We start from the raw sequence: 11,914 nt of genomic DNA on the forward strand, positions 1-11,914 counted from the left end.
CCTGACGTTACCGGCGAAGCACCTCCCCTTCGACGTCTTTATTTGTATTGTCTAACCGGAATTTTCACTCACCATGTCCAATACTGCCCCGCGCAACATTCTGGTGACGAGCGCCCTTCCCTATGCCAATGGCGCCATTCATCTCGGTCACCTTCTGGAGTATATCCAAACAGATATATGGGTACGCTTTCAAAAAAGCCGTGGCCAGCGGTGTTACTACGTTTGCGCCGACGATGCGCACGGCACGGCGATCATGCTGCGTGCCGAGCAGGAAGGTATCTCGCCAGAAGCGCTGATCGAGCGCGTCTCACAAGATCATCAGGAAGATTTTGCCCGCTTCGGTGTAGGGTTCGATAACTATCATTCCACGCACTCGGACGAAAACCGCCACTTTAGCGAATTGATCTATACCCGCCTGCGTGACAAAGGCCATATCGCGACTCGCGATATCGAGCAGATGTTCGACCCGCAGAAAGGCTTGTTTCTTGCTGACCGCTTCATCAAAGGCACCTGCCCGAAATGCCATTCGGACGATCAGTACGGCGACAACTGCGAAAAATGCGGCGCGACCTACACGCCAGCAGACTTGATCAATCCGGTGTCCGCCATCTCTGGTGCAACGCCCGAGGTGCGGAGTTCTACCCACTACTTCTTCAAACTGCCGGACTTCGCTGATTTTCTACAGGAGTGGATCAACGACGGCCACGTGCAGCCGCAAATCCGTAACAAACTAATGGAGTGGTTCGAGTCCGGTTTCAACGAGTGGGACATTTCCCGCGACGCGCCCTATTTTGGGTTCGAGATCCCCGACGCCCCAGGCAAGTACTTCTATGTCTGGCTCGACGCTCCGATTGGCTATCTCGCCAGTTTCAAAAACCTATGCGAGCGCGATGGGCTCGATTTCGACCGTTTCTGGAAAAAGGACTCCGACGCCGAGGTCTACCACTTCATCGGTAAAGACATCGTCTACTTTCATGCGCTGTTCTGGCCCGCCATGCTCCACGGTGCCGACCTGCGCACTCCCACCGCGGTCAACTGCCACGGTTTCTTGACCGTCGATGGCGCGAAGATGTCGAAGTCCCGCGGCACCTTTATCAAAGCGGCCACCTACGCCGAACACCTCAATCCTGAGTACCTGCGCTACTACTTTGCTGCCAAGCTCACCTCGAAAGTGGATGATCTCGACTTGAACCTCGAGGATTTCGCCGCACGCGTGAATTCGGATCTCGTGGGTAAGGTCGTGAATATCGCTAGCCGCTGCGCCGGTTTCGTCAAAAAGCTCGGTGGCGGCACGCTCTCGCCGCATTGCGCCGAGCCGCAAATGGTCGCGCGTTTCATCGCTGCAGGCGACGAGATCGCCGCCGATTTCGAAGCCCGCGAATTCAGCCGCGCCATGCGTAAAATCATGGAATTGGCCGATGAAGCGAATACCTACATTGCTGAAAAAGAGCCCTGGGCGCTGGCCAAGCAAGAGGGACGTGACCAGGAGGTGCTGGACATCTGCTCGGTCGGCATTAATCTGTTCCGCCAGCTGATGGTCTACTTGGCACCCGTCGTCCCCGCCATGGCCGAGCAGGCACGCGAGTTTATAAATGTTGACACTCTGGATTGGGGAAGCCGTGGTAACGTACTCGTCAATCATTCGATCAACAAATTCAAGCCGCTCATGACTCGCGTCGAGCGTGAGAAAATCGATGCAATGATCGAGGCATCGAAAGAGGATCTGGTCGAAGAGCAGAAGTTGAAAAGCGCACCCAAGGGCCCGCTGGCCGAGACGCCCATCGCTGCGGAAATCGACTTTGACGCGTTCGCCCAAGTGGACCTGCGTATTGCACGCATTGCCAAAGCGCAGTATGTCGAGGGCGCTGACAAGCTCCTCCAGCTTACCTTGGATTTGGGCGGCGAAACCCGCAACGTCTTCTCGGGCATTCGCTCTGCGTACTCGCCCGAAGCGTTGGAAGGCCGCCTGACCGTCATGGTCGCCAACCTAGCGCCTCGCAAGATGCGATTTGGCATTTCCGAAGGTATGGTACTCGCCTCGGCTAACAAAGAGGGCATTTATTTGCTCTCACCGGACGCTGGCGCGGAACCAGGTCAACGTGTAACGTAACGCCGCCGTTCATGGACGAAAGGGGCAAGGCGATGAGCCTGCCCCTTTCGTCTTTAAGGGACTTTCATTCACACCGTTAGTGGCCTTCATTCATTAACAACAACATGAGTCTGCTCTATGGGCCAGCGCTTCTCCTTGTCCTTGCGTTTTCGTTTCTTTGCCGTACTGGGCGGAGTATTGATCGTGGCCATGGTAGCACTCGCAGCCATCAGCAAATGGCTGATTTTTCCAGCGCTGAAAGCCGAAGAGCGCACTGCGGTGCAGCGTGAACTCGACCGGGCGACGCGTAGCCTCGAGCTCAACCAGGAAAGCCTGCTTGCTCAGGCGCAGGACTGGGCACACTGGGATGACACCTACCAGTTCATCGAGGGCAGCTATCCTCGCTACGCCGAGGTCAATTTTAGCCAGCAAATGTTCGAAGATATGAACTATCACCTCATGGCGTTCTTTACGCTACAAGGTGAGGTTCATTTCTTGGCGGGGTTGGAGCCGACCACCGGGCGCTACCAAACCTGCACAGCCGCCGTTGGTCCCTGCGCGTGGATGGCACCCTGGGTCGATACCATGCAGTCGGCCATCGCTACCCAGGTAGCGCCAATGGCCATGTACATCGAACAGTGGCCCGCCCTTGTCGCCGCCAGCCACATACTCCACACCGACGAGAGCGGTCCGCCTAACGGCTGGCTATTCAAGGTCCGCGCCCTGGATGATGCTTGGCTCGAAAGAATGACGGATTACACAGGGCTCTCTCTATCGCTGCAGGTCGAGCCCTTTGCCGCTGCCCATTCAACCGAGCTCACGTTCTCGGGGGATCAGGTAACGGCCTCTCACTTGTTCGCTGCCTACGGCACTTCCGAGGCCGTGTCGTTGACGATAGAACTCAATCGCGTGCAGTACCTGGCAAACCTTACTACGTTTCGCTATCTGTTGGTGTGGACGGCGGGTTTGATGCTGCTCGTCATTGGTTTGGTACTGTTTTTGCTAGAACGTATGGTGCTGAAGCCTTTGCGCCAGCTCACTGCGTTCACACAGTTTGCGGGCCAATTCGATGACAGCGAGGGGTTGACCGAGCGTCGCGATGAAATCGGTCTCCTTTCCAGGGCATTTCGCGAGCAGCTCGCCTGCCAGCACCAGCTCAATGCGGAGCTATTGCGTATGTCCACCCACGATGCGTTGACAGAGCTACCCAATCGGCGGCTGTTCGACCAGCGCTTGACGGCTGCGGTGAGTCAAGCCACGCAGGAGGTGGCACCGCTGGCGGTCATGATGCTCGATATCGATCACTTCAAGCTCTACAACGATGGCTACGGCCATCAACAAGGCGACGAATGCTTAAAACGAGTAGCCGCTGCACTACAGGACGTGGCAAGCCGTCACGGCTTTTTCATCGCACGCACCGGCGGCGAGGAGTTCAGTGCGTTGCTGCCAGGCGTCACCTCACAGCACGCCAAGACACTTGCCAACGCGCTGGTCGATGCCGTGGATCAGTTACACTTACGCCATGAACGCTCCCCGGTCTGCGAACATGTCACCATCAGCGTTGGGATTGGCATGCTAGACGATAGCGAGGCATCACTCCCCAGCGCCATCATGACGACCGCCGACCAAGCACTCTACCTTGCCAAAGCACAAGGTCGCCACTGTGTCATCCTCTTCGAGCCGTCTCTAGTCAGCTGCCCAATTTCGAAGCAAAATACGCCGTCATGAATGAACTCTTCGTCATCCTGATCACCACCGCGCTGGTGAACAATTTCGTGCTGGTCCAGTTTCTCGGGCTTTGTCCCTTCATGGGCGTGTCGAACAAGCTCGAATCGGCTCTGGGCATGTCACTGGCGACCACGTTCGTTTTGACCCTCGCGTCCGCCGCGAGCTACGTGGTTTACCATGGCTTGCTCGTTCCGCTGGACGTCACCTACTTACGAACCATCAGTTTCATCGTCGTGATTGCCGCTGTCGTGCAATTTACCGAGATCATGGTGCGCCAGCTCAGTCCGTTATTGCATCAGGTATTAGGTATATTTCTGCCGCTCATCACCACCAACTGCGCCGTGCTAGGCGTAGCACTACTGTCGCTCAACCGCGAGCTAAGCTTTTTCCATACCACGCTGTATGGTCTAGGCGCGGCGTTAGGCTTCTCGCTAGTGTTGGTGCTATTCGCTGCCATGCGCGAACGCTTGGCCAGTGCAGATGTGCCCAAACCCTTTCGCGGTGCGGCCATTGCCATGATCACTGCCAGTCTGATGTCGCTGGCGTTTCTTGGTTTTTCTGGATTGGCACAGGGGTAACGACCATGAGCGAACCTTTTTCATGGTGGGGCGTGCTGAGCGCCGCTGGCGTCCTTACCGGCCTGGGCATCGTGTTTGGCGCCTTGTTGGGTATGGCAAGCGCTCGCTTCAAAGGCGAAGAGAACCCCCTCGTCGAGAACATCGATGCGCTGCTGCCTCAAACCCAATGTGGTCAGTGTGGCTACCCCGGTTGCCGACCCTACGCCGAAGCGATCAATCAGGGCGACGCCATCAATAAGTGCCCTCCCGGGGGCGATGCGACCATACAAGCACTGGCGGACCTGCTGGGCCGTGACCCCGCTCCACTGGACGGCGAAGCCACTGATGAGGATACGGTGGCCTACATTCGCGAAGCCGAGTGTATCGGCTGCACCAAGTGTATTCAGGCGTGCCCGGTGGATGCCATTGTCGGCGCGGCCAAACAGATGCATACGGTGATCGAGGACGAATGTACCGGCTGCGACCTCTGCGTGGCGCCCTGCCCGGTGGATTGCATCGATATGCTGCCCCGACGCAAACCGCTGACTCAGTGGGACCCGATCGTGAGCGACCGCCAACCACTTAGGAGCGTGCATGCGAGCCAATGACTTTCCAGGCGGCATCTACCCGCCCGAACGCAAAGAGCGCTCGAATCGAGCGCCGCTGCGCATCGCACCGCTGCCCAATGTGGTCGCGCTACCGCTGTCGCAACACACCGGTAAAGCGGCGCTGCCCTGCGTGAACGTGGGCGATGCGGTCGACACAGGCACGCCAGTCGCCCGTCGCGACGGAATGGTCTCAGCCAATGTGCACGCCAGTATCAGCGGCACCGTGATCGAGATCACCGACAGCGACATCGTCATTCAAGGCGATGGTGAAGATCGCCGGATAACGCTACCGCCATTGGATTGGCGCACCACCCATTGCGACGCGCTGCTATCAAGACTGGACGAGGCGGGGCTGGTGGGCCTGGGCGGTGCAGGCTTTCCAACCTACCTCAAAGCCAATGTCAGCCAGCAGCACGCGATTGACACGCTAGTGGTCAATGCCGCCGAGTGCGAGCCTTACATTACCGCCGATGACCTGACGCTACGTTACCATGCGGCGGATGTGCTCGAGGGAGCTCAGTTGCTGGCCCGTCTATGCGGAGCCGCACACATCATCGTCGGTATCGAAGATAACAAGCCTGAGGCCTGTCAAGCGCTCCAAGCCGTTCTCGCTGACCTTGGGCGGCCCGCCAAGGTGGCACTCAAGGTCATCGAGACGCGCTACCCCAGTGGGGGGGAACGCCAGCTCATCAAAAAACTGCTGAATCGCGACGTGCCCAGCGGCGGTCTACCTGCCGATATCGGCGTGCTGTGCCACAACCCCGGAACGCTGATGGCGGCACTGCAAGCGGTTCGCGACGGGACGCCTGTGGTAGAAAGAGTCGTCACGCTCACCGGTGATGCCATTGCTCATCCTGGCAACTACTGGGTGCGTGTAGGCACCTCGATCGCGTCGCTTCTGGAGCAGGTGGGCTTAGTGCAAGAACGGCTCCATCGCGTGGTAGTCGGCGGGCCGATGATGGGTACGCCTCTAACCTCATTGGCCGCTCCCGTCACCAAAACCACCAACTGTCTGATTGCTGCCACAGAAGAGGAGCTGCCGCCAGCGCCAGCGGAAGCCCCCTGCATTCGCTGCGGAGCGTGTGAAAGCGTGTGTCCTGCTCAATTGCTTCCCCAGCAGTTGCACTGGTATGCCCGCGCCCAAAACGACACCGCCCTCGACGCTCACCATCTGTTCGATTGCATCGAGTGCGGTGCCTGCAGCTACGTTTGCCCGAGCGCGATCCCCCTGGTGCAGGACTACCGCTCGGCGAAACAGCGCATTCGACATAAACGCATCGAGACCGCCAAAGCGGAACACGCCAAACATCGCTTTGAATTTCGTCAGGCACGGCTGGCCAGAGAAGAGGCAGAGAAGAAAGCGCGCCGCCAGGCTCGCCTTGCCCAACAGTCGCCCAGCGCGAATGGCACCATGGACTCGCCCTCCCTCCCCGTGGCGGATCTGCGCAGCTTGCGCATTGCTCAAACGGCTGCAAAAGCGGCCGTGCGTAAAGCGGAGAAAGTATTGGCGCGGGCCGCCGCTGAAGACCCGCAGCAGCGCCACGACGACTTGGAGACCCAACTCGCCACTGCTCAAGAGAATCTCAAAGCGGCAGAAGCGCGACTGGCCGAAGCCCGCGCCGCCAGTGAGTATAAGGAAGCCCCATGAGCATGATGCACGCCTCTCATCTAGGGGGCACTCCCTCGACAGCTCATACCATGCGCTGGGTCATCGCCGCCATGCTACCCGGTCTCGGGATGATGACGCTCTATTTTGGACTCGGGGTGCTCAGCAACGTACTGATCGCGGCGCTTTTGGCCGTCGCCGCTGAAGCGTTCATTCTGAGACTACGCCGTCGCCCCGTCTGGCCAACGCTCAATGACGCCAGCGCCCTGCTCACCGGGGTTTTGCTAGGTGCCTCACTACCGCCTGCCAGCCCATGGTGGCTAATAGGCGTGGGTGTGATCGCCGCCGTCGTCGTTGCCAAGCAACTTTACGGTGGCTTGGGCCACAATCCGTTCAACCCTGCAATGGTGGGTTATGCACTTCTGCTCGTATCGTTTCCCACGCAAATGACGCTCTGGGCACCTCCACAAGCAATCTGGTCCGATACGTTATGGCCGCAAATATTAGGAACCGTGCCCATGACCACGCTGGATGCACTCAGCGGCGCTACGCCACTCGATGCCTTCAAACACAAGGGCGAGGCCGTGCTCGCCAGTGAGTTCTGGGCATCGTCGCCACTTCCAGAAGGCACGTTGGCGGCTTGGCGCAATATCGCCCTGGCATGGCTGATAGGGGGCTTGGTATTGATCGTCAAGCGGCTGATCAGTTGGCATATCCCGGTTGCCATGCTGGGCAGCATGCTGCTGCTCTCTGCGCTGTTTTACGCCAGCGACACCAGCCACTTTGCCTCTCCGCTGTTTCATCTTGTCACTGGGGCAACGCTGTTTGGCGCCTTTTTCATTGCCACCGACCCGGTGTCGTCAGCCACCAGCCGCCGGGGAAAGCTGTTCTACGGCGCGGGCATTGGGGTACTGATCATCCTGATTCGACATTTAGGCGGTTATCCCGATGCCGTCGCTTTTGCGGTGTTGCTGATGAACCTCTGCGTGCCACTGCTGGATACTGTCAGCGTACCACGCCCAGTGGGGCAATCTACCGCTCACTCCGGCACCAAGAGGAGCGCGCCATGACGCCCCAGCACGCCATGCGACGCGGTGCGTTGGCTCTGGGCCTGTTTGCCCTCGTCACTGCCGGTAGCGTCACCCTCACCCGCGCCGTGACGGCGGAACGTATTGCCGCGCATCAGCTCGCCTATCAGCATCGTCAGCTACAGGAAGTACTCCCCGGGTCACTGGACACGGCACCGGTTCAAACCGTTCTAGAGGGCACGTTTTCGTTACCCGCTCCCTCATTATTGGGCCACCGGATGCCACAAGAGGGTTGGCGGGTGCAGCAAGGCGGCGACGCCGTCACCATTCTGCCGGTCGTTACCCGCCAAGGGTATAATGGCGAGATTCGCCTGCTAGTAGCCATTGACCAGAGCGGCGAGATAACCGGTGTGCGCGTCACTCACCATCAAGAGACGCCAGGGCTTGGCGACGATATCGAACGCTCCCGGAGCGACTGGATCACATCGTTCGACGGATTGAGCCTACAAAGCCTATCCCCCAGCGGCTGGGCGGTTCGTAAAGAGGGCGGCGACTTCGACAGTTTTACCGGCGCAACGATCACGCCACGGGCCGTGATCAACGCCGTACACGATACGTTACGCTATTATCACCAACAGCTCGCCCGGCAGGATTCAGCCCTATGAGCCAATGGAGAGAGCTGGCCCGTGAAGGGCTTTGGTCGAACAATCCAGCGCTGGTGCAATTACTCGGCCTATGCCCACTGCTGGCCGTCAGCGCCAGCGTAGTGAACGCATTAGGCTTGGCGCTGGCGACACTGTTGGTGCTGGTGGGGTCCAGCACGACGATCTCGCTGATTCGCCACCAAGTGCCCAGTGCCGTGCGCTTGCCTGCGTTCGTCATGGTGATTGCCGCCTTCGTGACCTGCGCCGAGCTGCTGATGGCCGCGTTTGCTTATTCGCTGTATCAAATACTAGGCATCTTCATTCCGCTTATCGTGACCAACTGCGCCATATTGGGTCGCGCGGAGGCGTTTGCCTCCCGCCAACCCGTGCTGCCCGCGGCGATCGATGGTTTGATGATGGGATTGGGGTTTGGTGCCGTGCTGGTGCTCATGGGCGCGATTCGCGAGCTCATGGGCCAGGGCACCCTGTTGAGCGACATGGCGCTGCTGTTGGGGCCCGTGGCCGCTGACTGGCAGATCACCCTGGTGGCGGATTACCAGTTTCTCTTTTTCCTTCTGCCGCCTGGCGCTTTCTTCGTAGCCGGGCTTTTGATCGCACTCAAAAATGCGCTGGATGCGCGGCGCGCTTTCCGGGCAGCGCCGACGACGAGCACCCCGCGCGCCGAGCGGCGCGTGCGAGTGACCGGCACCATCAAGTAACCAAGAGAACACACCATGAATGCCCAAAAGCGTCATGAGATTTTCGCGCGCCTACAGGCGGAAAACCCGCACCCCACCACCGAACTCAACTGGAGCACGCCGTTCGAGCTGCTCGCGGCGGTACTGCTTTCCGCCCAAGCCACCGACGTAGGCGTCAACAAAGCAACGGCCCGGCTTTTTCCGGTCGCCAATACGCCCCAAGCCATTATCGAACTAGGTATCGACGGCCTAAAACAGCACATCAAAACCATTGGGCTGTTCAATACCAAGGCAGACAATCTCATGAAAACCTGCCACCTGCTGGTCGACCAGCATGGCGGTCAGGTCCCGCAAACTCGCAAAGCGCTTGAGGCGCTCCCCGGGGTGGGTCGCAAGACCGCCAATGTGATTTTAAATACGGCCTTTGGTCAGCCTACCATTGCGGTGGATACGCACATTTTTCGCGTATCGAACCGCACCGGCATCGCCAAGGGCAAGGACGTCATCGAGGTCGAACGAAAGCTGCTGCGCCATGTCCCCAGTGTCTTCAAGCAAGACGCCCATCATTGGCTGATACTACATGGGCGTTACACGTGCATTGCGCGAAAACCTCGCTGCGGTAGCTGTATCATCGAAGATCTGTGCGACTATAAAGAAAAGACCGAGCTTGCCTAACGGCATGCCACCGCCAGGATCGTCCCATGCCAAGCACCACTGCTGACCTCTACCGCCAGCCTATTACCCAGCGTATCGATGCCCTGCTGCAACTTTCCAGGCAGCACGCCGAACGTTTTTGCAGCCCCGATGCCTGGCTGGCCCGCCAGCGCTATATGGCCAAGCATCCGACGTCGATTGTGGTGATGAAATGTATGGATGGCCGAATCCATATTCCCCACGCCACGCAGACACCGCTTGGAATCATCACACCGTTTCGTAATCTAGGCGGTATTTTCGACCTAGGCTGGCCTTATCTCGGCGAGCTGCTCACCGAGACTGTCTTGCAAGCCACTCAGAGCGGTCGCGCCACGCTGTTGCTGATTACTTACCATTTTTCCAGCGGACATCCCGCACGGGGGTGCGCCGGGTTCAACTGCGATGCCGACGCGGCCAAAGCCCACGCGTACGCCATTGCTCAGCAAGCAGGCCAGCTGTTTGGCCACGACCATCAGCAGGTCTACCCGCTCGTGTGCGGCTTTGAAACCGACAGCGACGCCATGATTCTTCACGGCCAAGGTGGCGAGGTGCTCGATATACGCGACTGGATCGATCGACCAGCGAATGATTTACATGCCACGTTAGCGAGCCTTTGTCCCGACATGCCTGATGATGTTCAACGAGATCTGCTGCCGCTGCTGCTGGGCAACATGGCCCATGTAAGCGAGCTAAGCGGCGTGACCCGAGAGCTCGAAATCGAGCATCGCGAGTGGGTCATCTGCATTGGACGCGGCTTCGACTTCTTGCACCTACCTAACACCGCGTTGATCATCGGTCCCTACGGACCAGACCTAGCGGCCCCATTGTCGACCGCCGCAAGCATTATCGAGGCCAACATGCGCGCGGGGCGAATTCCCAAGGACGGTTTTATGCTTTTGGCGTCAACGCCTTATCAAGATAGCGGTGTGGACCGTGCGAGGGCCGTATTGAAATCGCGATTTTTATCGAATTTTGCCGAGCAGGTGATTCGTGATCATCACCCTGGGCTTGCCGACAAGATGCGCCGCCATACGGCGATCGTTCACTGGCCCACCCGGCGCATGGAGTCACTCGACGCCCCTTGCATCAGCAGTTGACGATATACGGCTTGCCACTGCGGCCACTCCCAGGAGCACGTGTCAAGCGGCGCAGGCTGGCACGTCGGATCCAATAACCACGCTTTTAAACGATGAAACAGCCCCTCTTGCGTGCCATCATAGCGATATTCATTTGGGTAAAGCTCCGGGAAGCAAAGCCGGTCCGGCACTAGCGGCGTGGCACCTCGTTGGGTGGCTTCCATGATGGCCAATCCTTGGAACTCATGCCAGGTGGTCGACACGACGATGCCGCCGCCTTCGAGCAGCGCGCGATACTCTGCCTCTGGCTGTGCCCCCCAGCAAACGATATGTGCCGCCAAACGCTCCTGGGCCTCGGCGAAAATCCCCGGCACCTCGCGAAACTGCTGTCCCAACACCGCCAACTCGAACGGCACTTGCTGCTCGCTAAGCTTGAACAGTACCTTGAAGAAATCCTCTGGGTTTTTGTCATACTCCCAGCGGTGGTTCCAAATCAGTCGCTGCGGATTGGGGTTGACGACCGCACGACCACCGGCGGCAGCAATCGGCACGGGCACGATGCGGGCCGCTCTCCGCAAACGTTCAAGGGGTTGGGCCGCGGGCAGATTCTCCGGCATTTTTTTCAAGAAACGTCGCGCGCCATCGAAAAAGGAGTCACGGTTGTAGGCCGTGTTGAATACCAGCTCATCTGCCGCCAGCGCAGCGTACAGGTTGACCATCTTTGCCTCGACTTGGGGAATTTGCTCGCTGGATTCCGGGTAAGCAAACTGGTTTTCATGAAAATAGACCACCTTGCGTGCCTGTCCTAAGTGGGGGAACAATCCCACCAACGTGGCGATATCCACCATGGAAGTCGCCAGGACCACATCGTAGCGCTGGCTCAATGTCGCCTGCTCTTTCAACCACCAACTCAAAGGGTTGCCACGAATACGCCAAGAGAAGTGACGCGCTGGCAAGCTCAGCAGCGTCCATTCGACTTCGGTCACCTCCGCCATCAATGTATTTGCCCAATAGCGGTGGCTAACCGCTTCGTAAGCCGATAACAATAAAATGCGCATCATCTCTCTACCGGTGAAACGTCCTCGCCGTATGTCACATTCGGCCAAGGTCGTCTTGGCCGAATGCCTCACGCTACATACACTTAAATCATCGCTTGCAGTCTGACTGCGCATCTAACGCCGCTGGGG

The 11,914-nt window shown here is 58.6% G+C and carries 11 protein-coding genes; 10 read left to right on the forward strand and 1 reads right to left on the reverse strand.

The window, feature by feature from the left end; all coding sequences use genetic code 11:
- Positions 1-73 precede the first annotated feature (73 nt).
- From metG to FRH_RS15870, 10 genes are all read left to right on the forward strand, one after another.
- Positions 74-2,110 (forward strand): methionine--tRNA ligase, encoded by a 2,037-nt coding sequence (gene metG / locus FRH_RS15825; RefSeq protein WP_239283339.1) that lies wholly within the window; start codon positions 74-76, stop codon positions 2,108-2,110.
- A 117-nt stretch (positions 2,111-2,227) separates the two neighbouring features.
- A complete protein-coding gene (locus FRH_RS15830) occupies positions 2,228-3,817 on the forward strand; it encodes a diguanylate cyclase (RefSeq protein ID WP_139527428.1) in 1,590 nt (529 codons plus the stop codon).
- Entirely contained in the window at positions 3,814-4,395 is a 582-nt protein-coding gene (gene rsxA, locus FRH_RS15835; RefSeq protein ID WP_139527427.1) for an electron transport complex subunit RsxA, read from the forward strand. Before FRH_RS15830 ends, rsxA begins: the two co-directional genes overlap by 4 nt.
- Before the next feature lie 5 nt (positions 4,396-4,400).
- A complete protein-coding gene (rsxB, locus tag FRH_RS15840; protein ID WP_139527425.1) occupies positions 4,401-4,982 on the forward strand; it encodes an electron transport complex subunit RsxB in 582 nt (193 codons plus the stop codon).
- A complete protein-coding gene (gene rsxC / locus FRH_RS15845) occupies positions 4,969-6,630 on the forward strand; it encodes an electron transport complex subunit RsxC (protein WP_139527423.1) in 1,662 nt (553 codons plus the stop codon). The genes rsxB and rsxC overlap by 14 nt, the downstream gene beginning before the upstream one ends.
- Complete coding sequence (locus tag FRH_RS15850) at positions 6,627-7,658, forward strand: RnfABCDGE type electron transport complex subunit D (protein ID WP_139527421.1); 1,032 nt, start codon at positions 6,627-6,629, stop codon at positions 7,656-7,658. Before rsxC ends, FRH_RS15850 begins: the two co-directional genes overlap by 4 nt.
- Positions 7,655-8,281, forward strand: a complete 627-nt coding sequence (rsxG, locus tag FRH_RS15855) for an electron transport complex subunit RsxG (RefSeq protein WP_281997237.1) — start codon at positions 7,655-7,657, stop codon at positions 8,279-8,281. Before FRH_RS15850 ends, rsxG begins: the two co-directional genes overlap by 4 nt.
- Positions 8,278-8,979: an electron transport complex subunit E gene (locus FRH_RS15860; protein WP_139527417.1), complete on the forward strand. Its 702-nt coding sequence runs from the start codon at positions 8,278-8,280 to the stop codon at positions 8,977-8,979. Before rsxG ends, FRH_RS15860 begins: the two co-directional genes overlap by 4 nt.
- Positions 8,980-8,994: 15 nt before the next feature.
- Positions 8,995-9,633: an endonuclease III gene (gene nth / locus FRH_RS15865; RefSeq protein WP_139527415.1), complete on the forward strand. Its 639-nt coding sequence runs from the start codon at positions 8,995-8,997 to the stop codon at positions 9,631-9,633.
- 26 nt (positions 9,634-9,659) lie between these two features.
- Positions 9,660-10,748 carry a hypothetical protein gene (locus tag FRH_RS15870; RefSeq protein ID WP_153843366.1) on the forward strand — a complete coding sequence of 363 codons (1,089 nt, stop codon included), beginning with the start codon at positions 9,660-9,662 and terminating at the stop codon, positions 10,746-10,748.
- Here FRH_RS15870 and FRH_RS15875 read toward each other — a convergent pair.
- Positions 10,694-11,785: a DUF3524 domain-containing protein gene (locus tag FRH_RS15875; RefSeq protein WP_281998172.1), complete on the reverse strand. Its 1,092-nt coding sequence runs from the start codon at positions 11,783-11,785 to the stop codon at positions 10,694-10,696. The two genes, FRH_RS15870 and FRH_RS15875, sit on opposite strands and share 55 nt — an antisense overlap.
- Between the last annotated feature and the right edge of the window lie 129 nt (positions 11,786-11,914).

The sequence above is a fragment of the Halomonas sp. A020 genome, assembly GCF_027943625.1.
Lineage (GTDB): Bacteria > Pseudomonadota > Gammaproteobacteria > Pseudomonadales > Halomonadaceae > Vreelandella > Vreelandella piezotolerans.

Coding starts and splice junctions, on each gene's coding strand:
- metG (WP_239283339.1), top strand. CDS start 74: ATGTCCAATACTGCCCCGCGCAACATTCTGGTGACGAGCGCCCTTCCC.
- FRH_RS15830 (WP_139527428.1), top strand. CDS start 2,228: ATGGGCCAGCGCTTCTCCTTGTCCTTGCGTTTTCGTTTCTTTGCCGTA.
- rsxA (WP_139527427.1), top strand. CDS start 3,814: ATGAATGAACTCTTCGTCATCCTGATCACCACCGCGCTGGTGAACAAT.
- rsxB (WP_139527425.1), top strand. CDS start 4,401: ATGAGCGAACCTTTTTCATGGTGGGGCGTGCTGAGCGCCGCTGGCGTC.
- rsxC (WP_139527423.1), top strand. CDS start 4,969: ATGCGAGCCAATGACTTTCCAGGCGGCATCTACCCGCCCGAACGCAAA.
- FRH_RS15850 (WP_139527421.1), top strand. CDS start 6,627: ATGAGCATGATGCACGCCTCTCATCTAGGGGGCACTCCCTCGACAGCT.
- rsxG (WP_281997237.1), top strand. CDS start 7,655: ATGACGCCCCAGCACGCCATGCGACGCGGTGCGTTGGCTCTGGGCCTG.
- FRH_RS15860 (WP_139527417.1), top strand. CDS start 8,278: ATGAGCCAATGGAGAGAGCTGGCCCGTGAAGGGCTTTGGTCGAACAAT.
- nth (WP_139527415.1), top strand. CDS start 8,995: ATGAATGCCCAAAAGCGTCATGAGATTTTCGCGCGCCTACAGGCGGAA.
- FRH_RS15870 (WP_153843366.1), top strand. CDS start 9,660: ATGCCAAGCACCACTGCTGACCTCTACCGCCAGCCTATTACCCAGCGT.
- FRH_RS15875 (WP_281998172.1), bottom strand. CDS start 11,785: ATGCGCATTTTATTGTTATCGGCTTACGAAGCGGTTAGCCACCGCTAT.